21 protein-coding genes are annotated in these 22,753 nt (G+C 57.4%); 5 read left to right on the top strand and 16 right to left on the bottom strand.

Translation table 11 applies throughout. The features are described from left to right. Positions 1-13 precede the first annotated feature (13 nt). Positions 14-1,078 carry an NAD(P)/FAD-dependent oxidoreductase gene (locus JMF85_RS09650; protein ID WP_127604897.1) on the top strand — a complete coding sequence of 355 codons (1,065 nt, stop codon included), beginning with the start codon at positions 14-16 and terminating at the stop codon, positions 1,076-1,078. A 2-nt stretch (positions 1,079-1,080) separates the two neighbouring features. Here JMF85_RS09650 and JMF85_RS09645 read toward each other — a convergent pair whose 3' ends face one another. Further along, entirely contained in the window at positions 1,081-1,335 is a 255-nt protein-coding gene (locus tag JMF85_RS09645) for a YuzB family protein (RefSeq protein WP_054797780.1), read from the bottom strand. Positions 1,336-1,413: 78 nt separating this feature from the next. Here JMF85_RS09645 and JMF85_RS09640 point away from each other — a divergent pair, with 78 nt between their 5' ends. Beyond that, a complete protein-coding gene (locus JMF85_RS09640) occupies positions 1,414-1,662 on the top strand; it encodes a NifU family protein (protein ID WP_127604899.1) in 249 nt (82 codons plus the stop codon). Between the two features lie 57 nt (positions 1,663-1,719). Here JMF85_RS09640 and JMF85_RS09635 read toward each other — a convergent pair whose 3' ends face one another. The 5 genes from JMF85_RS09635 to JMF85_RS09615 form a co-directional block, all read right to left on the bottom strand. Beyond that, positions 1,720-2,538, bottom strand: coding sequence for an SDR family oxidoreductase (locus JMF85_RS09635; RefSeq protein WP_054799176.1), 819 nt, complete (start codon positions 2,536-2,538; stop codon positions 1,720-1,722). Positions 2,539-2,597: 59 nt separating this feature from the next. After that, a complete protein-coding gene (locus tag JMF85_RS09630) occupies positions 2,598-3,362 on the bottom strand; it encodes a Cthe_2314 family HEPN domain-containing protein (RefSeq protein WP_201318113.1) in 765 nt (254 codons plus the stop codon). A gap of 156 nt (positions 3,363-3,518) precedes the next feature. Beyond that, on the bottom strand, positions 3,519-5,279 hold the full coding sequence (locus tag JMF85_RS09625) for a UbiD family decarboxylase (protein ID WP_127604903.1): 1,761 nt from the start codon (positions 5,277-5,279) through the stop codon (positions 3,519-3,521). Positions 5,280-5,330: 51 nt separating this feature from the next. Continuing rightward, complete coding sequence (locus JMF85_RS09620) at positions 5,331-6,257, bottom strand: COX15/CtaA family protein (protein ID WP_230876078.1); 927 nt, start codon at positions 6,255-6,257, stop codon at positions 5,331-5,333. A gap of 192 nt (positions 6,258-6,449) precedes the next feature. Further along, positions 6,450-6,794, bottom strand: coding sequence for a thioredoxin family protein (locus JMF85_RS09615; RefSeq protein WP_054798606.1), 345 nt, complete (start codon positions 6,792-6,794; stop codon positions 6,450-6,452). A 203-nt stretch (positions 6,795-6,997) separates the two neighbouring features. Between JMF85_RS09615 and JMF85_RS09610 the strand changes: the two genes are divergently transcribed. Together JMF85_RS09610 and JMF85_RS09605 are read left to right on the top strand one after the other, a co-directional pair. Further along, positions 6,998-7,843 (top strand): SPFH domain-containing protein, encoded by an 846-nt coding sequence (locus JMF85_RS09610; RefSeq protein WP_127604907.1) that lies wholly within the window; start codon positions 6,998-7,000, stop codon positions 7,841-7,843. Positions 7,844-7,858: 15 nt separating this feature from the next. Then, positions 7,859-8,077: a type II toxin-antitoxin system antitoxin gene (locus JMF85_RS09605; RefSeq protein ID WP_127604909.1), complete on the top strand. Its 219-nt coding sequence runs from the start codon at positions 7,859-7,861 to the stop codon at positions 8,075-8,077. 112 nt (positions 8,078-8,189) lie between these two features. On the opposite strand, the gene JMF85_RS09600 is transcribed toward JMF85_RS09605, so the two are convergent. Beyond that, positions 8,190-9,788: a copper amine oxidase N-terminal domain-containing protein gene (locus JMF85_RS09600; RefSeq protein ID WP_054798608.1), complete on the bottom strand. Its 1,599-nt coding sequence runs from the start codon at positions 9,786-9,788 to the stop codon at positions 8,190-8,192. Between the two features lie 135 nt (positions 9,789-9,923). Here JMF85_RS09600 and JMF85_RS09595 point away from each other — a divergent pair, with 135 nt between their 5' ends. Further along, positions 9,924-11,210: a DUF2515 family protein gene (locus JMF85_RS09595; protein ID WP_127604913.1), complete on the top strand. Its 1,287-nt coding sequence runs from the start codon at positions 9,924-9,926 to the stop codon at positions 11,208-11,210. A gap of 130 nt (positions 11,211-11,340) precedes the next feature. On the opposite strand, the gene JMF85_RS09590 is transcribed toward JMF85_RS09595, so the two are convergent. The 9 genes from JMF85_RS09590 to JMF85_RS09550 form a co-directional block, all read right to left on the bottom strand. Then, entirely contained in the window at positions 11,341-13,056 is a 1,716-nt protein-coding gene (locus tag JMF85_RS09590; RefSeq protein WP_201318112.1) for a putative polysaccharide biosynthesis protein, read from the bottom strand. Positions 13,057-13,193: 137 nt separating this feature from the next. After that, a complete protein-coding gene (locus JMF85_RS09585) occupies positions 13,194-13,682 on the bottom strand; it encodes a DUF456 domain-containing protein (RefSeq protein ID WP_201318111.1) in 489 nt (162 codons plus the stop codon). 51 nt (positions 13,683-13,733) lie between these two features. Further along, the gene (locus JMF85_RS09580) at positions 13,734-14,492 is read right to left on the bottom strand and encodes a Cof-type HAD-IIB family hydrolase (protein ID WP_201318110.1); all 759 of its coding nucleotides are present in this window, start codon (positions 14,490-14,492) and stop codon (positions 13,734-13,736) included. A gap of 33 nt (positions 14,493-14,525) precedes the next feature. Further along, on the bottom strand, positions 14,526-16,400 hold the full coding sequence (gene asnB / locus JMF85_RS09575) for an asparagine synthase (glutamine-hydrolyzing) (protein WP_201318109.1): 1,875 nt from the start codon (positions 16,398-16,400) through the stop codon (positions 14,526-14,528). A 231-nt stretch (positions 16,401-16,631) separates the two neighbouring features. Continuing rightward, positions 16,632-17,516 (bottom strand): metal ABC transporter permease, encoded by an 885-nt coding sequence (locus JMF85_RS09570; protein WP_127604921.1) that lies wholly within the window; start codon positions 17,514-17,516, stop codon positions 16,632-16,634. Next, entirely contained in the window at positions 17,513-18,481 is a 969-nt protein-coding gene (locus JMF85_RS09565) for a metal ABC transporter permease (RefSeq protein ID WP_155614611.1), read from the bottom strand. Before JMF85_RS09565 ends, JMF85_RS09570 begins: the two co-directional genes overlap by 4 nt. A 5-nt stretch (positions 18,482-18,486) precedes the next feature. Continuing rightward, a complete protein-coding gene (locus tag JMF85_RS09560) occupies positions 18,487-19,260 on the bottom strand; it encodes a metal ABC transporter ATP-binding protein (protein ID WP_127604925.1) in 774 nt (257 codons plus the stop codon). A 55-nt stretch (positions 19,261-19,315) separates the two neighbouring features. Then, entirely contained in the window at positions 19,316-20,203 is an 888-nt protein-coding gene (locus JMF85_RS09555; protein WP_236595802.1) for a metal ABC transporter solute-binding protein, Zn/Mn family, read from the bottom strand. Positions 20,204-20,665: 462 nt separating this feature from the next. Further along, positions 20,666-22,750 carry a peptidoglycan D,D-transpeptidase FtsI family protein gene (locus tag JMF85_RS09550; RefSeq protein WP_201318108.1) on the bottom strand — a complete coding sequence of 695 codons (2,085 nt, stop codon included), beginning with the start codon at positions 22,748-22,750 and terminating at the stop codon, positions 20,666-20,668. Positions 22,751-22,753 lie beyond the last annotated feature (3 nt).

Here is a 22,753-nt window from a genome sequence, read left to right as displayed (position 1 = left end):
GTTTGCCGTTGTTATGAAAAAACTTGTCATTTTAGGCGGAGGATACGGCGGTTTGACCGTAGCCAAAACATTGCTCGAGGGGGATTTGCCGTCTGATACGGTCATGATCCTGATCGACCGCATGCCGTATCAAGGGTTGAAAACCGAATACTACGCGCTTGCGGCGGGAACCGTGTCCGATAAAGACATACGCGTCCAGTTTCCGGTCGATCCGCGGCTGATTTTGAAGTACGGGGAAGTGACGTCCGTCGATCCGGAGTCGAAGCTCGTGCACTTCGAGAATGACGATCCGCTCTCGTACGACTGGCTTGTCATCGCGCTCGGCTGCGTCGATAAGTACCACAACATTACCGGCGCGAAAGAGTTCTCGAACAGCATCCAGACGTTGTCCGCCACCCGAAAAACGTATCAAGGCGCCAACGACACTGCCCCCTACGGTCAAGTCACGATCGTCGGAGGCGGCCTCAGCGGCGTGGAGATGGCGGCCGAGCTCCGGGAAAGCAGGCCCGATCTGAACATCCGCATTCTGGACCGCGGCGCAAGCGTCCTGTCTCCGTTCCCGCAGAAGGTGCAGCGCTACGTAAGCGAGTGGATGCTGGAGCATGACATCGAGCTGCGCTCGCACGTCTCGCTCTCCCGTCTGGAGGGCGGCCTCTTGTATAACGGCGATGAGATCATCCAAACGGACATCACCATATGGACGGCGGGCATTCAACCGAGCCCGATTGTGCAACAGTTAGATCTGCCTAAAGATGCGCAAGGACGGCTAATCATTAACGAATACCATCAACTGCCCGACTATCAAGAGATTTACATCGTCGGCGATTGTGCGTCGCTCCCCTTCTCCCCGAGCGGTCAGGCCGCCGAAGCCCAAGGCGAGCAGGTTGCCGAAGTATTACAAGCGGTATGGAAAAACGAAACTCCCCGGCTCGGTAAAATCAAGCTCAAGGGAGTTCTCGGGTCGCTCGGCAAGAAGGCCGGCTTCGGTATGATGGGCAAACGCACCGTCATGCTCGGCATGATGCCGCGGGCGATTAAAAGCGGCGTGCTCTGGATGTCCAAGCGCCATTTCGGATAGTTTTATTCCCCTAAGAGATCGAACATCGCTTCGATCTCTTTTATTTTCGCTTGAATCGCTTCGTCTAATCCTTCGGCCGTCTCGGCTGCGACGATCTCGCCGTTCACCAGGGCGAACGGGAACAAGTAACACTCGCCGCAATTCCCCAGACAGCCATACTCGATCACGTCGTACTCGGGGTTGCTTTCCAGCGCCTTCATCAGCTTATCTGTGCCGTGATGCATATTGTTTGTGCAAAATTCTATGATCGGTCTCATGGACGCTTCCCCACCTTATAGCCATTTTAATTTTCAAACGATTGTAATATAATAAAGGATAGAAGGGAGATGATGCAAATGAGTGAGAGTACGCAGCAAAGCACTATGTATGACGAAGTGCTTGAAGTTTTAGATAAACTTCGTCCATTCCTGCAGCGCGACGGCGGTGACGTGGAACTCGTAGACGTGGAAGATGGCATCGTTAAGCTAAGATTGATGGGTGCATGCGGAAGCTGCCCGAGCTCGACGATTACGTTGAAAGCCGGCATCGAGCGCGCGCTGCTTGAAGAAGTGGAAGGCGTGCAAGAGGTTATACAGGTGTTCTAATTGCACTTGCCAAGCAAGAAAGGGTCGACCCTCCGGGGGTCGGCCCTTTCTTGCCTTTCAGGCGTTCGTACCCGCCTCTGCGCTCGCTTTCGTCTTCGCGCCGCTGCCGACGATCGCTCGTATCGGATCAAGCCCCCCGGAGACGTCGATAATGTTGCCGGTTAAGAAGTCCGACCGTTCCTCGCACAAGAAGGCGATTACGCGGGCGATGTCTTCTCCGGTTCCCGGACGCCCCCTAGGCGATTCGTCGTCATGCAGATGCTCCACTTCGTCGATCGTCCGCTCCTTGTTCGCGCCGCGAATATCCCCCGGGCATATCATATTGACCGTAATGCCGCTGGCCGCTTCTTCGACGGCGATCGTCTTCGTGAACGAGACGAGGCCTACCTTGGCAGCGGCGTATACGGCTCGGTGCGGCCAGCCTCGCGCCTCCGAGGCGTGACCGAAGCCGAAGTGGATGATGCGCCCCCATTGACGCTGCCGCATCATCGGCAGAACCAGATGGTCCAGATGCATGACGCCGAGCAAATTCCCCTGCATCAATCCTTCGATCTCCGATGCGTCGTAATCCCGAAACAAGCGGCGCTCGCGAATGAACGGACCGGCGTTGTTGATCAGAATGTCAATTTTGCCGAAGCGGTTGACGGCTTCCGAGACAAGACGTTCCCGGTCCGCAGGCTTTGCTACGTCCCCTTGAACGGCGTAACCTTCTACGCCCAGGCTGCGAATTCGCGCGCACAGCTCCTCGGCTTCCTGCGCACTGTTGACGTAGTTGACGAGCAGGTCGACGCCTTGCTCAGCAAGCAGAAGCGCGGTCATCTTGCCAAGTCCCTTGGCGCTTCCGGTAATGAGTGCGGTTTTCCGCATAGGCTGCATGCTCCGTTCCTCCCCGCTTCCAGTTCTTCCTCAAGTATAGTGGATGGCGGGATGCGATTTCAACGCCCGGCGCGCCGTCCGCCCGCTCTGGAAGTAGGCGCAGACTTTGGCGCTGCAGTCGCGGCCGGATGCCTGGCAATGTAACGGAATGCGGTCGTTACGGCTTTCATGGCCATTTCGCAGCCTTCGCGCAGATCGTCAAGATTGGCTTTGATCTCTTCCGTCTCGGGACGCAGCCGTTCTCCGCGTCTGCTCTCCTCCGCTTTCATCAAATCGTCGAGCAGATCGGCGTTAATCGTATGAATCTCCATGTTGCGCTTGTTGCGCAGACGGTCGACCGGTTCTTTATACTTTATCTTTAGCTCATACAACTGCTGCTCCAAATCCGTGTGCAGCCCGTTCTGATGCATATTGCGGAGTACGGTAAAATAGGAAAAACGGGATTTGACGCGCTCGGTCTGCAGTACAAATCGTTCGTTCAGAAAATGTCCGAGTTTATCGAGAATGGCAAACAGGCGGATCAGCGCGTTGCGGTAATAGTACAGATGACGATGGTACTCGTCCGTCTCCCCGGGCTGCATCTGATCGACGTAATCCGAATTGACCCGGCTTCCGTACAGAATCGCGGCATACTCGCTCTGCTCCAGCTCGTCCACCGCACGCAGGAAGTTTTCGCTCCAGATGACGAAGCGCCGCTCATGCGGTGTCTGCCGGTCACCGGGGATGCGCGAGAGGACTTGCAAATAGTTGCGTATGGCTTGATTGGCTTCCAGCAGAAGCCCTTCGTCCTTGCGCGGCGGTTCGCCGAATAAAGCTCTCAACATGGTTTTATCTCCATCATCGCGTAAGATATAACTATTATTATACCCCATGATTAGGCTGAAAACCATCGAACGGGCTTGATGGAACGGATTAAAGCAGCGAGCCGAATTGAAAAACGACGAGGCCGGGATCTCTCCCGGCCTCGTCGTTGATTTGGCTTAAGCAAAATATTCGTTCCACCGCGAGTCAACCAATTCAACGATATCTTCGCGCGGGAACAGCTCGTCCGGATAGCCCGGCTTCATCCGGGCGTCGATGACGATCGGCACCCGGTACCCGATATGGTGCCGTCTCAGCTCGGCGTCGGCATACATATCCGCCGCCGGATTGAACCGGGTAAACACCGTCCACAGGAATGGCGTTTGCCCGGAGGCGATCGCCGTGTCGTCGACGAGCACGACGAGCGGCCAATCGCGCAGCTGCTCGCCGGCGTCGCGAACGAGGCGGGCGGCCAGCTCGGGGTCGTCCGCGAACGAAGCGCCGGCGACGACTAAACAGCCGCGGCAGTATGGAACCGCGCTGTGAATGCCCGGCAGCTGCCCGCTTTCGTAGACGGCGGGCAGCTTGCGCTTCGGCTCGCCGACGCCGAGCAGCACCGCTTTGCTGCCGTGATTGAGCCGGTCGCCGGTATAATCAAGCGTATCGTGCGCCGTGTGATTGAAGATGAACAGATCCGTGGCCGGATCGAATCGTTCCAGCACCGTTTCCAGCAGCTGCGGGAAGTTGCTTAGATCGACGTGCTGATTGGTCACGATCAGGAACTTGGTCAGCGTCAGCTGGCCTTCCCCGAAGATGCGGAACGCCGTCGCCAGCGCCTCGCGGCTGTAGCTTTCGCGCACGATGGCGGCAGCCAGCGGATGCACGCCGGTTTCCGCGTACGCCCACAGTTCCTTCACGCCGGGCATCGCCATCGGGAACGCCGGCGCCAGCAGGCGCTGCAAATATTCGCCGAGGTAATAGTCTTCCTGCCGCGGCTTGCCGACGATCGTAGCCGGGTAGATGGCGTCCTTGCGGTGCCATACATGGCTCACATCGAAGACCGGGAAATCGTGCACAAGCGAGTAATAGCCGAAGTGATCGCCGAACGGACCTTCCGGCCGGCGCACATGCGGCGCCACCTTGCCGACGATGGCGAACTCGGCCTCAGCGATCAGCCGGTGTCCGCCCCGCGGATTGTCCACAAGCGGCAGCTTCTGGCCGAGCATCAGCGAAGTGAGCAGCAGCTCCGGCAGATGCTCGGGCACGGGCGCGATCGCCGAGGCGATCAAGGCCGGCGGGCCGCCCAGGAACACCGTAACCGGCAGCGGTTCGTTACGCAGCTCGGCTTCATGGTAATGGAAGCCTCCGCCTTTATGGATTTGCCAATGCATGCCCGTCGTCTGCGGATCGTACACCTGCATCCGGTACATGCCGAGGTTATGGTGCTTCGTAACCGGATGCTCCGTGTATACAAGCGGCAGCGTTACGAACGGACCGCCGTCCTCCTGCCATGACGTCAGAACCGGCAAGCCGGCAAGAGGCGCTTCGGTGCGGCAATGCTGCAGGATCGGCGCAGCCTCCCGGCCGACGCCTTTGGTGCCGATTTTGAGCAAATCAAGAATAAGCTGACGCTGCTCCCACAGCGCCTTCGGCGTCGGCGGCAGCAGCGTATCCATCGCGCCGACAATTTGCTTCATCAACTGCTCCGGACGCGGACCGAACGCGAGATCAACGCGGCGGCTCGTCCCGAACAAGTTTGTAACGACGGGAAAGGAGGCTCCTTTTACATGCGTGAACAGCAGGGCGGGCCCTTCCTCTTCAATGACGCGGCGGTGAATTTCCGCGAGCTCCAGATTCGGGTCGACCGGTGCCGAAATCACCTTCAGTTGATTCTCTTGGCGAAGCGCCTCCAAAAAAGCGCGCAGGTTGGAAAATCGCATGCGTGTGCCTTGCTCCCTTCACTTTCTAAGTATGTAGATGAAGAAGAAGGCTTACGGCAGCCTTGGAGCTGCGTAAGCCTGAACGTTGTGCTCCTCCGTATGGAGGGAAGTAATGCCGAAGTAACAGAGGATTCCGAATAAACAGGAGATCAGCACGGCATGCAGCAAGCTGGCCAGCAAGTAAATTTCGTACCCGATCGACAGCGTGACGAACGCGCCGCTTGCAATTTGCAGCGTGACGAAGATCAGCGACAGCTTGGCCGCTTGGTAAACGCTGCTGTCCGGCTGTGCTTGAGAACGGACGAACAGGAACAGCGCCAAGATGACGAGACCGAGCACCGCCGCCGCCACCCGGTGAGCAAATACGATGCCCGTCGATCCGGTAAATTCCGGGATCACCTGACCGTTGCAGAGCGGCCAGCCGATACAACCGCCGACCGACTCCGTATGGCGGACGAATGCGCCCAAATAAACGACCACATAGCTGTAAATCAGCACGAACCAGACCGACATCCGGACGCCCCGGCTTAGACGCGTACCGTCTCCGCGGTGCATCGCTTCGCCGTATTTGGTAAAGACCAAATACAAGAGCAGCGTAAACGCGAAAGACATCAGCGAAAATCCGAAATGCAGCGCGAGCACGGCCGACGATTGCGGCCACAAGACGGCAAGCGCTCCAAGAACCGCCTGCAGCAGCGTGAAGAACATCGCGCCGCCGACATACCACTTGGCGTCCTTGCGCTTGCTGTATAAAAACACAAGAATCGTTGTCGCGAGCAAAATGATCCCGACGACGCCGACAACAAACCGGTGACTGTATTCAATAAAAGATTCGATTGTATAGGCCGGAACGAATTTGCCGTTGCATAACGGCCAATCGTCTCCGCAGCCTCGCCCGGATTCCGTCTTGGTCACTAACGCGCCCATGACCAGAATCAAGAACATGCCGAGCATACTGGCCAATGATAAAGCCTTCATTCTTCGCTCCATCTTCATCCGCTTTCACCCGCTTCTTGTTCGTTATTTCTCGACATAATCGGACACCGACGAACGTTTCATTAACATTATAACGATAATCAGGGGGCAATTCCACGCGGAATTGTTACAAAGCGATGAAAGAAGAAAAGCCCAGGCGGAAGCGATCCGTCCCGGGCATTCTCCATCCGTCGGTTAGGGAGCGAGCGTATTCGCAACTTCAACCGCGCGATCCAGAAACTGTTCGATTTCTTCCCGCGTTTTGCGCAGCTTGCTCACAAAGCGGATCAGCTCCTGGCCGTTCCTGAAAGCGATAAAGCTCGGAATGCCTAAAATATTCAGCTCGCTGCACAAGTCCGGCATCTCATCGCGGTCCACGTGGATAAATTGCAGCCGGTCGGCGTAAGCTTCTTCAACTTCCGGCATGAATGGTTCGATGAAATGGCAGTCCTTGCACCATGTGGCTTTAAAAACGGCAACGGTCGGTTTGGAACCGCCGATGATTTCTTGAAATCGCTGTTCAGTCGTCACTTTCTCCATAGGAAACACCGCCTATTCTTAATATCAGAAATGGAACTTACCCCACTTATAGCATTCGACAAGGCGTCTGTCAATGAGCCGGGGTGCCTTTCTGGACGAGAAAAGAGTATCCATTATTTATGGATTTACATTAATTCCTAAAAGTGATATCATAACAGTATCAAAACAATATTTAAATGAATGACGAAAAGGAGTGTTTGTTCATGCAGGAAAAAAAACCTTGGGTGATTAACGGATTCGTCGGTTTGCTTGGGCTCGTTGCCGTCGATGTGATCGGCACGCTGCTGCTCATCGATAAAGAATGGCCGGCTCTCGCCATTGTGCTTGCTCTGTTCTCCATCGCGCTGCTTTCGTCCTTGACGATCGTCCAGCCGAATCAAGCGATGGTCGTCACCTTCTTCGGCAGCTACTCCGGTACGATTCGCCGAAGCGGCATCTGGATGACCATCCCGTTCTCCGTTCGGAAGAAAGTGTCCTTGCGGGTTCGCAACTTCAACAGCGCCAAGCTGAAAGTCAACGATATCGAAGGCAACCCGATCGAAATCGCCGCCGTCGTCGTCTTCCGCGTCGTCGATTCGGCGAAAGCGTCATTCGACGTCGACAATTATGAGCAGTTCGTGGAAATTCAAAGCGAGACGGCGCTCCGTCACGTGGCTAACAAATATCCGTACGACACGTTCGAAGACGGCGGCTACTCGCTGCGGGGCAATTCCGACGAAGTCGCTGCGGAACTGGCCCGCGAGCTGCAGGAACGGCTGTCCGTTGCCGGCGTGGAAGTGATGGAGGCGCGTCTGACGCATCTGGCGTACTCTACCGAAATCGCCAGCGCGATGCTGCAGCGCCAGCAAGCGGCCGCTATTATCGCCGCCCGCTCGAAGATTGTGGAAGGCGCGGTCGGCATGGTGCAGCTCGCTATCTCCCAGCTTCAGCGAGAGGGCGTCATCGAGCTCGACGAGGAACGCAAAGCCGCGATGATCAACAACCTGCTCGTCGCCATCGTATCCGATCGTTCCGCCAATCCCGTCATCAATACGGGAAGCTTGTACTAGAAGGCGCAGTCCGTTATGGCCGCGAAGAAAAATTTCCCTCTGCGGCTGGATCCGAAGTTATACGAGGTGCTTGAGCGATGGGCCGCGGACGAATTCCGCAGCGTAAACAGCCACATCGAATATTTGCTGCGGGACGCGGCTTCCCGAGCCGGAAGACACCTATCGCCGCGCCCGCCCGCCTCAGCTCCGAAAGAGCCGGCCTCCAGCGCAGACGACAACCCGACAACCGAATAAAGCGCTTGCCCCCGCGCATGCGGCAAAGCCCCCGAACGATCCTTGGCGGACAACGTTCGGGGGCTTATGCATGTTGGTCCCCATATTGGGAAAATGTAACGGGTAAAGCTCGTTATTCGCGGACGATGCCGACCGTTTGCGTTTCTTGCGTCCAGCCAACCTTAGCGTTCATGCTCTCCGCGACGAAACGCACCGGAATGTACGTTGAGCCTTCGACGATAACTGCGGCTTTCTCCAGCGTTTGCAACTGTCCGTTCACGCTTGCCTGCGTGCTGTTGATCGTCAGAACGGTTACGTTGCCGCTAAGCGGGTCAGTGATCGTGACTTGCTGCTTGGCCGCATCCCATTCGACGTCGGCGTCGAGCTGCTCGGCGACGAAGCGCGCCGGAACCATCACGGTCCCTTGATCGTTGAACGGCGTCAGGCCTGGAATGATGCTGACTTCGGAAGAGACGGTCAGATTTACTTCTTTCTTCGTGATGTTCAGTTCGTCCTTCAACAGCTTGTAGAGGTCCGACTTCGGATCGAGCGAGGCGACGAGCTTGCTCGATGTCAGGCGTCCGGATTTGTTCATCCACTCCACGACTCCGCCGGTTGTATCGATAGGATCGATCGTCACCGGTTTGTTGACGTTCCATACTTCGCCGCTGGAGGTCACTTTAATCGACTTGAGTCCATGCTTGGCCGAATCCGGCAGCGTGAGCAGCAATACGCTTGTCGACTTGCGGGTTACGTTCTCCGCGTCTACATACAGATCCATCGTCAACGATTGGTTGTCGTTCAGCAAGTCCTGTACCGACTTGCCGTCTTCGTTCTTAGGCAAGCTGTTCAGCGATTGATCAAAGCTCGCTACGACTTGTTCCAAATTGCTTTTCAGGAACGTATAGATGAATTCGACAGCTAATGTTTTATTCTCCAGGAAAGGCATGATCGAATCGAGCGCGCCTGTGTCGCCTTCGGCGTTCGCACTGCCGGCTTTGACCATTTCCTTCAAGAACGGCGCATATACATCATACAGCGCGGCGATAAATTGCTTAAGGCCTTCCTCATCTTTCAGAACATTGGTCAGGAAACCCTTGATCAGCCCGACCAGCTCGCTGCCCTTCAACTCAACGTGAAGCTTCTGCAGCTGCAGCGCTTCTCCGTTCACGGTTACGTTCGCTGCCTCCGCGGAGATCGTCTTCGGGTTCGGGAAGTTGCTCGTGAAGAACGAGCTGAACTTCGGCATCGCCTCTACGGCCTTCTGACCGAGCTGCTCGATCTGCTTCTGCAGTTCCGGCGTCGTCGGAAGAGCGGAACCTGCGCCTATTGCGGCGCTGTTGCCAATGACGATCGGCTTCTTCGCGCCTTCGATTTGAATCGTATAGATCATGTCGGATAAGACCAGGTGAAACGGAATTTTCACGTTCGCGTAAGCGAGCGAGCCTTTCGCGGAAAGCTCGGTCGGGCTTTGCTGCTTCATCTCGGTAACTTCTACCTTGAAGCCGTTCAACAGCTCGATCGCGCGCTTCTCTTCCGGCGTTATGGATGCGGCGGGATCCGCTGTCAGCTCCAAGGTTACACTTGATGCGCCTTCCGAAGATTTAACGGTAAACAGGTTGGACATGACTTTGCTGACGTCGACCGAGCCTACCGGTTGACAACCGGCCAGTACGATCACAAGGGCGATCAGCATGAGACTTAGTTTGGCGCTCCAATGTTTCTTCTTCATTCTTACCTCCTGAAATATGTAAATAAGTTCGGGGCCGTGCTACATTTTATACGCTTTTTATTTGGAAACGTTGCACTCGCCTGCGAAAATATACAAATTGTAACAATTTCCCATCGACAGGAAAGGAGGAACGGGATGAATCGTGATAAATACCGCTGGAGCGGAACCGATCTGCTGCATAAGCTGGCCGATCTGCCTCATGAGCTTTGGCATTGGTTCAAAGGCAAGGCACACAGCGTGCAGCACGAGGAGCCGCTGCTCGCGGCCGCCCACCGGATCGAGCTGAACCGGCCTTCGCTCGACGCTTTGAAGCGGCGCTATGCCTGGAAGCTGTCGCTTGCGGGCAAGGACGGGGCCGCCTCGGCCGAGGCCTGGGACGAAGCCGCCGTCAGCCCGTGGGAGCGGCAGCTGACGGCGCGCCTGGCCGCGGAGCGCGATGCGCATAACCGGAACAACTTGACGCGGACGACCGCCTACCTGAGGATGTACCGCGAGCACCCGGAGCTGCACTGGGCATTCCTCGCGCATATGGTGTCGCGCAACGGAGGCTGGAGCATGACCGATCTTCGCGGCGAGTTTCTCCCCTACCTGTTAAGCGAAGATCAGCGGGAGTGGGTGTTCCGATTCCTGGAACGGGCGAACGCGCTTATTTTTCGCGACGCTTATCCGCAGCTGCTGCTGTATGAGGCCAGCCTAAGGCATCGCAGGCCGCTGTTTCACCTGCTCCCCGCCTTCGGGGTATCGCGCTTCATGCGCCCGTTGTGGGAGCATTTCTGGGAACGGCGGGAGTCCGCTCTCTTGACGGTCGGACTCATTATCAACGAGCAGCAGCATATCGAGGAGCGGGTCGTGCGCAACGCTTCGTTCCTGCAGCAAGTGGTCGATACGTTCTTCTTCCAGGCACAGTCGCTGCTGCAGCTGAACCAGGTTGTGTTCCCGTACCGGTATGCAGCCGATTGCCGGTTGGCCGGCCTGATCCTGGAAAGCTTCAGCAGCTTGCGGGAGCGTATCGAGGTGGGCAAATCGCTGTACGCGATCTTGTTCGGCATTCCGGCTGTGCACGAGGGGGCCGTGCGCTTTGCCTGCGAGCGGCGGCACACAGGGTCGCGCGCGGATTATTGGCCGCAGCTGTTCGCGTCGGTGCGGCACGGTCCGCCGGTGAAGCGCGGACAGCTGCAGGAGAAGCTGGACGGCCTGCGGCTAAAGCCAGGAGCCGCGCCCCTGTACAGTCCGGGTCTCGCGGAGGCGTGGCCGGACCGGCCGATCGCCCCCACGGAGCCCGGAGACTGGTTCACGGATATCGCCGTGCTCGGTTATTTAAGCAGCATCCCGGCGCCGTTCTCGTTCGAGATGACGCAGGCAAACGGCTTCGGGTTGAAGAAGATCGAGATGACCGTGCTCGCGGGGGACTTGCTTGTTTGAGAAGCGGCGCACAGGCTGGGCACCGTTCGCCCAACACCAATACCCCAATCCTTCACCCTCTTTCGAGCAGGCGTGGATTGGGGTATATGCCGTTCTAGCTAAGCGGTTTTACTCAGGTTTTACTCAGGCTTTACGAGCCGCCTTGCCGCTTCTTCGACCGGTCTAACCGCGACAGCAGCGGACCCGCCAGCTTGCGCAGCGGACCTGGCGCCTGCTGCAAATCTTGCAGCCTCAGGACGCGCGTCGCAAACAGCAGCAGCGGATAGGCTGCGCCGACGATCGCGCAGATGACGATCGACTGCACCATATCGTTGAGCCGAACCGAGGCGAACGGAGTCACGTAGAGGCGGCACGCTTGATCGAGCAGGATGCCGATGACTGCGATTAGCGCCGTTGAGCCAATCAGCCCGATCCAGCGCTTTCCGCCGAAGATGCGGAAGCTCACGTTCTGGCGAAGCACGCGGACAATGATCGCCGTCATGATGATAAAGCAAAGCGCCGTCGCCGCGATAATGCCGTAGATGCCGAAAAGCGGCGCAAGCGCAAAGCTGACGGCGAGTTTGGCGGCGATGCCGACGATCACCGCGAGCACAAGCGTCCTCATCCGCCCCATGCCCATCAGTACCGCGCCGGACGTCTGCATGACAATTTGGAAGATGGCGGTTACCGTCAGCATGGCAATGACCGGACCGGCATACGTCTCCACGATCTCCGATCCCGTCACATTGCCGAATATGAAGCCGTTCAGCGGGCGGGCGGCAAGCGCGATCAGCAGCACCATCGGCAGGCCGGAGAGCAGCGAAAGCTGCAGCACCTTGGCCGTCTGCTCGGACACCTGCTTCATGTCCTTCTGCGAATAAGCCGCCGAGATGATCGGGACGATCGATTGGCTGAGCGCGACGGCCAGAATGATCGGGATGCCGGCAAGCGACTGGGCCCGTCCGGTTAAGATCCCGAGTATTTCACGGGCCGGCTCCTCCCCGAACCGGTCCTTCAACAGCAGCGTCACGATCGAAGAATCGATCGTATAGATGAGCGTCACCGTCATCGAGAAGATGACGATCGGTACCGACAGCTTGAACAGCTGGCCGTAGATCGCGCGGAACGCAAGCGGCGCTGACGCCGAGGCGGGCGCCGCCGCGTTCGCGCCCGATTCCGCTGCCGCCTGAGCGGCCGGCACAGCGGCCATTCGCTCGCTGCGGTCGCTGCGCTTCAGCCGGAGCGCGTAATACAGCATCACGGCCGCCGCCGCGATACTGCCCATCACGCCGCCGAACGAAGCGCCGGCGACTGCGGCGTCCAGGCTGTGGCCGAGCAGCAAATACGCCAGCGCCACCGAGGTGGCGACGCGGAATATTTGTTCGATAATTTGCGAAATGCCGTTCGGCATCATCATCCGGCGGCCTTGAAAATAACCGCGCATGATGGCAATCAGCGGGAACAGCAGCAGCGCCGGCGCAATCGCGCGAATCGGCAGCGCCGCCTGCGGGTTGACGATGCTTTCCGCGAAGTAAGGCGCGGCGGCATACATCAGCACGGTCATCACGACGCCCGCCGCCAGGGCGAACAGCAAGGCCGCCTTGTAAATCCGGTCGGCCTCCTCGTGGCGTCCGAGCGAGGTGCGCTCGGAGATCATTTTGCTCAGCGCGCTCGGAATACCGGCCGTTGCCACAACGAGCAGCACGGAGTACAAATTGAAGGCGATTCCGTATGCCGCCATGCCGATATCGCCGAGCAGGTAAACGAGCGGAATGCGCTGCACGACGCCGAGCGCCCGCGCCACCAATGCGGCTAACGTTAATATAAGCGTACCTTTGACTAGCGAATCTTTTCCGACTTTAGACACAGGCGTTTCCCTTCTCCCTTATCAACCGAAGAAAAACCGCCCGAACCAAGCTCCGGCGGTCTTCTTCCAAAGTGCCTTATTTCAATAACGGAACGACGGTGAACAACGGCGCGCTATGGCCCCGGTTCTGGCCGTACTTACGCATAGCGCACGACCCAAACGACGAACAGCGCGATCATCAGCAGCTGAAAGCCGATTTTGACTACCAGGCTGGAGAAAAAGCCGACCAACGCCCCGACTCCGGCACGCAGCGCCTGCTTCCAAGGGGTGCCGACGATCAGCTCGCCGAGGACGGCCCCGAGAAACGGTCCTACAATGAGCCCGACTCCCGGAATGACGAACGGTCCTGCAATCAGGCCGATCGTGCTGCCGATCACAGAGGCGCGGTTGCCGCCGAACTTCTTGACGCCAAGCGCGTTCACGAGATAATCGGCAATCATGAGCACGGCCACGATGGACGTCTGGATCAGCCAGAACCAGAAGCCGAACGGTTCGAAGCCGAGCATAAACCCGTATACGAAGAACGCACCGTAGATGGCCAGCGCCCCCGGCAGTATCGGGTACACCGCGCCGGCCATGCCGATGACGAACAAGATGACGATAATCGACCAAGCTGCCAGCACCATGCAGCCTCACTCCTTTCGCTACGCTTTCTTGTAAAGCCCGGCGACGCCCGCTTAAATGCCGGCGCTGCCGCCCAATGCATATTCACGGATGATGCATGCGACTCCGTGCTCCTCGTTCGTAAGCGTGACGGTGTCGGCGAGCTTCTTCACTTCGTCCTGCGCATTGCCCATAGCGACGCCAAGACCCGCTTCGCGGATCATCGACACGTCGTTCAAGCTGTCGCCCATCGCAATCACCTGCGACATGTCGAAGCCGTAAAGCTCGCACAACCGGCGCAGGCCGCTCGCTTTATTGACGCCCTTCGGGTTCATCTCGATATTGCACGGGTGCGAATTGGTGATCTCGAACAGGTCCCACGATTCCAGCTGCTGCCGGATCGTACCCAGCACCTCGAGATTCTCCGTATAATAGCCGAACTTCAGCCACGTCCGCGCATCGATATCGCCGACCCCGTCCCACGTCTCCTTATTAAACACATCGCCGACGCTGTACGCCCAGTACCAGGGATCGTACTGAATCGCCAGCTGGTGCATGCGGCGCACTTCATCCGCCTGCATCGGGTGCCGCTCGAGCAGCTCGCCCGGCGCCTTCCAGACCTCGCCTCCGTTGACGGTGACGAGCGGAGAGGTCAAGCCGAGCTCCACCGCGTACGGCAGCGCATTCTGGATCCCGCGTCCGGTCGCGAACACCACCTTGATCCCCGCATCTTCGGCCGCGAGTATGGCCGCGCGGGTTTCGGCGGAAATCGTCTTCTCCTCCGTCAGCATGGTGCCGTCCATGTCGAGTGCAATCATCCGGTATCGACTCATTCGTACCTCTCCTTTATCCCAGATCGTCCTTCCTTACAGCGCATAAGCGAGCGAAGGCTGCTTCTGTTCGTTCATATAGGTCGTATGCCAAAGCGCGAACATGTAGATCGTCCAAATGCGGCGGGCGTAGTCCCCTTGTCCGCTGCGGTGCGCGTTCAGCATGGAACGCACGGTGTCCAGACGAATGTACTCTTCAATGCCGCTGCCCTCGATCTGCTCCACGATTTGCTGCCCCCGCGGACCCTTCATCCAATCGCGCATCGGCACCGGAAACCCGAGCTTCGGCCGGTTCAAAATAAAGTCGGGGATGATCCCCTCCATCGCCTTACGGAACACGTATTTCGTCGTCCCCTGCGCAATCCGGTACTTGGCGGGTATACGGCGCGCCACCTCATACAGCTCCACGTCCAGGAACGGTACGCGCAGCTCGAGCGAGTGGGCCATCGTCATTTTGTCCGCCTTCATCAGAATATCGCCCGGCAGCCACAGGTTCATGTCGATGTACTGCATCCGCGACACCGGATCAAGATGCTTGCTTCTGTCATAAAATACTTTCGCTACCTCAAGCGGATTGCGGTAAGAGCGCAGCAGCTCGCGATCGGTGCGAACGATGTCGGCCTTCATCTCCTCGGTGAAAATTTTCGCGTTGCCGAGGAAACGCTGCTCGAGCGGCGTTGTCCCGCGCAGCAAGTAGTTGCGGCCCTTGAAGCCCTCCGGCAGCACCCGCGCCAACGCGTGCAGCATCCGTTTCACGCCATGCGGCAGCCGTTCGATCGGGGCCAGCGAGTTCGGCTCGTTATAGATCCGGTAACCGCCGAACAGCTCGTCAGCGCCTTCACCCGACAGCACGACGGTCACATGCTCGCGCGCAAGCTGAGCCACGTGATACAGCGCAATCGCCGAAGGATCGGCAACCGGCTCGTCCTGATGCCACACCGCTTTGGGCAGTGTCGCGAAATAATCGGCTTCCGTAATGATTTTATCGTAATGCTCCGTATCGATCGCATTCGCCGTCTGACGGGCGATCACCGTTTCGTTGTTGGCACCCTCAAAACCGACGGAGAACGTGCGGATCGGCTCGATCGAACGCATCAGCGTCGCGATGGCCGTCGAATCGATGCCGCTGGACAAGAAACAGCCCCGCTCCACGTCGCTCTGCATATGATGGATGACCGAATCCTGAAGCGTCGAGCGGATTTGCTCCACACAGTCCTCGAACGAGCGTTCCTCCGGCGCGAGCATCGGATCCCAGTACTGGCGGATCGACATTTGCCCGTCGTAGGTCACCGTTACGGTGTGGCCCGGCGGCAGCTTGCGGATGCCGTCAAACATCGTATCCGGCTCCGGCACATATTGGAACGTCAAGTAGTTCAGCAGGCTCTCGCGATGAATCGAACGCTCCACGCCGGCAGCCAGCAAGCTCTTGATTTCCGAGCCGAACAAAAACCGCGAGCCGTCGTGATAGTAATAAAACGGTTTGATGCCGAAATGGTCGCGCGCCCCGAACAGCAGCCTTTTACGCCGGTCCCAAATGACAAAACCGAACATCCCGCGCAGCTTCTCCACGCAGGCTTCGCCGTATTCCTCATAAAGATGAACGATGACTTCCGTATCCGTATGCGTCTTGAACTGATGCCCCTTGCTCTGCAGCGAATCCCGCAAATACTTATAATTATAAATCTCGCCGTTAAATGCGATCCAAACGGTATCGTCTTCGTTGGCGAGCGGTTGATGCCCTTCCTTCAAATCGATGATCGACAAGCGGCGAAAGCCCAATCCGATCCGGTTATCGCTCCAAAATCCAATATCGTCCGGTCCCCGATGCACGATGCAATCCGTCATGCTCTTCAATAATTCGGGAGACGGCTCACGGTCTTCAAAATACATAACGCCGGTAATTCCGCACATTCGTCTAAAGTCCTCCTCTTACCGCGTATCACAATCCGCGAAAAAAATGTCCGATATAACAGTATAGCATAGTTTCGCGGTTATCTGGAAATCGGTTGTCCCCTGGCGGCAGCTTCGGGCCCTCCGATGCGCCCACAAAAAAAACATCCGATCCGAACCTTGGGCGGCGGGTGTACGCCTTCCTTCCAAGGTCCGGATCAGGATGCTTTTTCTTTGCCGTCTGCGCTTCGCTTACGCGGCAAGCCGTTTCGACGGGGTGCGCTGTTTCAGCTTGCGCCAGACGATACCGTGCGACGGGGACAGCAGGAACGCCGCGACGAACAAGACGCCGGCAACCGTAATCATGCAGCCCGCGATCGAAGCGTCGAGCAGCGTTGCCATCCCGTAGCCGAGCACCGCGCTAAGCACGCCGACGATCATGCTGTACACGATCATGAGGCTGAGTTTCTCGGTCAACAGGTACGCCGTCGCCGCCGGGACGACCAGCATGCCGACGACGAGGATCGCCCCGACGCTCTCGAACGAGGCAACCGTCGTAACGGAGACCAGCCCCATCAGCAAGTAGTGGAACAGCGCGACGGGAATGCCTACCGCTGCCGCCATGGCCGGGTCGAACGCGCAAATTTTAAATTGTTTATAGAACAATCCGATCACGAGCAAGCTGACCGTCAGCACGAGGCCGAGCGCCCAGACCGCCTTCGGTCCGATATCGATACCGAACGCCTGAATGGTCTCCCACGGCACTTGAATGATCTCCCCGTACAAGACGCAGTCAAGGTCCAGGTCAACTTGGCGGGTGAACACGCTGACGAGCAGAACCCCCAAAGCGAACAACGCTGTGAATACGACGCCGATGGACGCATCGGATTGGACGCCGCTCTGGTTGAACCATTGAATCAGGAAAACGGTCAGCAGACCGATCACCGAAGCGCCCAGCATCATGAAGAAGGAGTCGCGCGAGCCGCTGATTAAGAAGGCGATGACGATCCCCGGCAGCACGGAGTGGCTGATCGCGTCGCCGATCATCGCCATCCGCCGCAGGACGAGAAAACAGCCGAGCAGACTGCACGAACAAGCAACGAGCGAGGCTGTCAGTATAATCCAGAAGTCGTTCATAGTCCCCCCTCCTCCCGTGTGCCGTGCGCCGGCTGCCGTACACTCTGAACTTGCACTTGGCGCTGCATGTCGCGCAGAACGGTGCGCTTCACCGCCAGCCGTTCCAGCACCTTGGCCGCGAGCCCTCTCTTAGGCGCGAACAGCACGGAAACGATGAAGAGCGCCGTGGCCGCGAGCACGCTGAGCGGACCGGTCGGCAGGTTGCTGCCGAGGCCGCTGACAAGCGTGCCGACAAAGCCGCTGATTGCGCCGAAGATGCCGGACAGGACGACCATCACGCCGAGCTTCTCGGTCCAGTAGCGGGCCGAGACGGCCGGAGTGATCAACAGCGCCGACATGAGCACGACGCCGACCGCTTGAATGCCGACAACGACGGCGACGACGATCAGGAACATCATAAACTGGTCGAGCGCCGCGACCGGCAAACCGATCCCTTTGGCAAACCCCGGGTCGAAGCTGAGCAGCTTGAATTCTTTGAAGAGCAGCCCGCATAGGATGACGAGGATTAAGGCGACTACCGCCATCGTAATAACATCGGAGAGCACCATCGAAGCCGCCTGCCCGAACAAAAACTTGTCGAGCCCGCTCTGATTGCCGCTCCCGCCGTGTTGAATTTTTGTTAAGAGCACGATCCCGACGCCAAAAAATACCGACAGCACGATGCCCAGCGCCGAATCCTGTTTAATCCGGGAATGCCTCGTCACGTAACCGATCCCGAACGTCGCGATGAGCCCTGCCGCCGCGGCGCCGATCAGGAAGAAGAAGATGGACTTCGAGCCGGTCAGCATGAAGGCGATGCAGACGCCCGGCAGTGCGGCGTGCGCCAGCGCGTCGCCCATCAGGCTTTGCTTGCGCAAGTAGGCGAAGCTGCCGAGCACTCCGCTGCTCAAGCCGAGCAGCATGCTGCCGAGCAGAATCCACTGCGCGTTCGGATCGCGCAGCATATCGAATAAATACGCGAACATCGCGATCACCTCGAGCTGACGATCACGGCGTCTTCATCGCTGTGAAGCAGCGCGAGTCGTCCGCCGTACGTCTTTTGTAAGTTGTCTTTCGTAAACCAATCATCCGTCGGCCCGATGCCCATGAGCTCGACGTTAAGCAGCATAATCCAGTCGAAATATTCCTTCACCGTTGCCAGGTCGTGGTGAACGACCAGCACTGTTTTGCCCTGCTTTTTCAACTCGTTCAACAGTGTAATGATCGCTTTCTCCGTCGCCGCATCGACCCCGACGAACGGTTCATCCATGAAATACAGCCGCGCATCCTGTGCAAGCGCCCGGGCAAGGAAGATGCGCTGCTGCTGTCCGCCCGACAGCTGACTGATTTGACGGCCGGCGAAATCGGCCATGCCGACCTTCTCCAGACAATCCATCGCCATCTCCCGTTCTCTGGCGCCCGGCCGCTTGAACCAGCCCAGATGGCCGTAACGGCCCATCATGACAACGTCGAGCGCGCTCGTCGGGAAGTCCCAGTCTACCGACTCCCGTTGAGGCACATACCCGATAGCCTTGCGCTGCTGCTCATACGGCTTGCCGAAAATCGTCACCTCGCCTGTCACACGCGGAATCAAGCCCAGCGCAGCCTTGATCAAGGTCGATTTGCCCGCGCCGTTCGGCCCGATAATGCCGATGAGCTTGCCTTCGGGCACCGTGAACGTGACGTCTCGCAGCACCGGCTTCTTCTGATAGGCAACGGTCAGCCCTTGCACCGATAAGGGGGATACAATCTCTTGTTTAACCATGGAATCTACTCCTTCTCCCAATTCCTGCTTCATCTTTAACCAAGCAGCCCAAAGATTATTTCAACGCCTTAACGATGGTATCCACATTGTGCCGCACCATGCCGAGGTACGTGCCTTCCGGCGTTCCTTCCTCACCCATCGCGTCGGAGAACAGCTCCCCGCCGATCTTCACGTCATGCCCTTGCTTCGCCGCGCCCTGAATGACCGCCTCGATCGATTTCTTCGGCACGCTCGATTCGACGAACACCGCTTTGATCTTATTCGTCACGAGGAAATCGCGCAGGTCGCTGACATCCTTGTAGCCGTATTCGGACGCGGTGCTGATGCCCTGCAAGCCCATCACTTTAATTCCGTATGCTTTGCCGAAATAGCCGAAGGCGTCATGCGCCGTCACGAGCACCCGCTGTCCTTCCGGGATGGAAGCGATTTGCTTCGCTGCGTACTCATCGAGCTCCTTTAACTGGGCGATATAAGCGTCCGCATTTTTCTTATAGTCATCCGCATGCGCCGGGTCGAACTTCGCCAGCTCGGTTTGCACCGTCTCGGTTGCGCTGATCCACAGCTTGACGTCGAACCAAACGTGCGGGTCATGCGAGCCGGAGCCGTCGTCCACCAGGTGCAAACTTGATTCCGGGATGTTTTTGGTCACAGCTACCGTCGTTTTTTGCTTCTCCATGTTCTCGAAGATTTCCGTCATTTTGCCTTCCAGATGCAACCCGTTGTAGAAAATGATCTGGGCGTCCTCCAGCTTGCGAATGTCGCCTTGGGACGCTTTGTACAAGTGAGGATCGACGCCGGGTTTCATCAATCCGGTCACCTCTACGTGCTCGCCGCCGACCTGCTTCACGATATCGCTGATCATGCCAATCGTCGCCGTCACTTTGATGACTTCGTTGCCCGCCGAATTTGTCGGACTTGCCGTGTTTCCGCATGCTGCGGCCATGGCCGCGATCCCCAGAAAGATGATCGTCATGATGAACCGCTTCAATGAAGACGGCAGCCCCTTGCTGTTAAGCATTGTATGGTCCGTTTTCAAAGTAACTCACTCCTACTCTTTTCATGGTATTATGTCTTGATCTATATGGTGCCTAAAGTTGTCTTAGACCTCATTTGTTGGTCTCGACAACTTTTCTTTCCCACCAGACTATATTTTTATTATATACAATAATGTTTCCTTAGTGCAACATTTATTTTAATGAAATCACCCAGCCTGCCGCGTACCCGCGGACCAACCCCTGTAATTATGTAAATAGCGGAACTTTAATTTACTATTTCGTCTGTCGGTCCTGTCGGCGCTGGCTCAACAAAAATAGCGGAACTACGGTTCGCTATTTCCACTCCAACCGCGACTGGGCGGCTAAAAAGAGGGAATAACGCTTCATAGTTCCGCTATGGGTAAATGTAACTATGGCGCCGGAGTCGGCGTCACTGCGCCTGCGGCGCCGTTCGTGCCTGCCGACTTCTTCGGAACGCCGTCGAGCCCGTAATAGTAATCGTACGCATCGAAAATTTTGCGCGCGATCGGAGCGGCGCCGTAAGCGCCGTACCCGCCTTCCGGCACGACGACCGCAACGGCGAGCTTCGGCTTCTCCAATGGCGCGAACGCGATAAACACCGCGTTGTCGACGTCTTTGTTGCCGGCGACCTTCTGCGTCGACGTTCCCGTTTTGCGGGCGAGGGTGTACGGGAAGTCGTCGAAGCCGTTCACTTTCACTTCTTTCATTCCTTTAAATACAGCATCCCAATATTCCTTCGAGAAATCCGTCTTGTCGAGCACCACTTTCTCGTTAAACTGCTGTAACGGTTCTCCGTCGTAAGTCTCGATCCGATCGACGAGCAGCGGCTTCAGTCTTTCGCCCCTTGTCGCCAATGTCGTCGCATACTGCGCAAGCTGGAGCGTCGTGTACTTCTCGTTCTGGCCCCAGGAAGCGAACACCATGCGCTGCTGGATCGACTCTTTCGTATTCGTTTTGTATTCGCTGATCCCCGGCGATTCCTTCGGCAGACCGCTTCCGGTCAATACGCCGAGTCCGAACTTCGCCAAATACGAATCCCAAATATCGACCGCCTTCTCCCGTTTCCGGCCGTACAGCTCGTTGCCGATCATCGCCGACATGAACGTATTGGACGAGTACTGGATCGCTTTCGTCGCATTAATCGGTCCCCAAGCCCGGGTGTCGGAGTTGGACAGCTTCGCGTTGTTGTCTTTCCCGTAATAGAACGTCCCTGTGTCTTGATAGATCGTGTTGACCCCGAACAAGCCTTCCTTCAATCCGATCAACACCGAGAGCGGCTTCACGACGGAACCCATATACACGATGGAGGTTGGATGATACTTGATCTCCTCGGCCGGATAATCCGGGTAAGCGGTCGTAATCGTGCCGTTATTGATGAACGACTGGATCCGGTCGTACTCCGATTTCGGAATTCCGCCCGCCCATACGCCCGGGTTATAGTCCGGCATGCTGGCCATCGTAACGACCTTCCCGGTTTCCACCTCGATGGCGACGGCATACCCGGCCACCGCGTTCCTGCCTCTGCCGATATACGGATCGTTGCGAACCGCCGGGCTTTTTAAATAAGCAAGGTGATCCATGATGGCCGTTTCCGTGATGCTCTGCACATTTTTATCGATCGTCAAATACAGATTGTTGCCCTTCTGCGGCTTCGTAATTTCGACTTGACCGATGATTTTGTGGGCGGCGTTGACCGGGTACGACTTGACGCCGTTCTTGCCGCGCAGCTCTTCCTGATACATCAGCTCAATCCCGTCATAGCCGACATATTCGGTATCCATGTAACCCTTGGTATTGGTTTTGTCTTTATAGAATTCGATCCCGTACTTCGGCTCCCGCGCCTGGGAGAACGGACGCATATAGCCAACCAGCTGCACCGCCACCGGCTTGACCGGGTCATAGCTGCGGATGCTCTCCTCGGTGATTTCCAGCCATTTCAGCTCGTCGCGGTGCTCCAGGATGAAGGCCATCTCGGCCTGCGTCAAATCCGCCTTGATCCGCCGCGGCACCGAGAAGTAGCTCGGCTTCGTCTCCGTCTCCTTCATCTCCAGGTCGTAACCGACGTCCATCTCCTTGATGATGTCGGCGGCCGATAAGGGGGCAGCGGTCGGGCGGCCGTGCGTGGCAAAGATGTCGGCCAGCCGCTTAGCCAGCGCGACGACTTCCTCCTTCGGCTGCTTCTGCTCGACGCGGAAATAGAGCGATTGCGACGACGTCGTCGAGGCGAGCGGCGCGCTTTGCCGGTCGAAAATATTGCCGCGGATCGGCGGAATCGGCGTGTTCGCATTGTTGATATCGTTCTTCTCTGCCAGCAGTTCCTTGCCTTCGACGAATTGGAGCATCGCCAGCCGCACGATCAGGACAGAGAACAAGAAAAACGTAAAGAAAAAGAACACATTGATCCGAAGCGTAAAATTCCGGCGCTTGCTGGCCTCCTGCTTCGTCGGGTCTTCCATGCCGATCGGTTTTTTCATGAG

Origin of the sequence: Paenibacillus sp. EPM92 (assembly GCF_016586185.1) — a bacterium.
GTDB classification, from domain to species: Bacteria; Bacillota; Bacilli; order Paenibacillales; family NBRC-103111; genus Paenibacillus_G; species Paenibacillus_G validus.
This window is presented reverse-complemented; position numbering and strand designations above follow the sequence as displayed.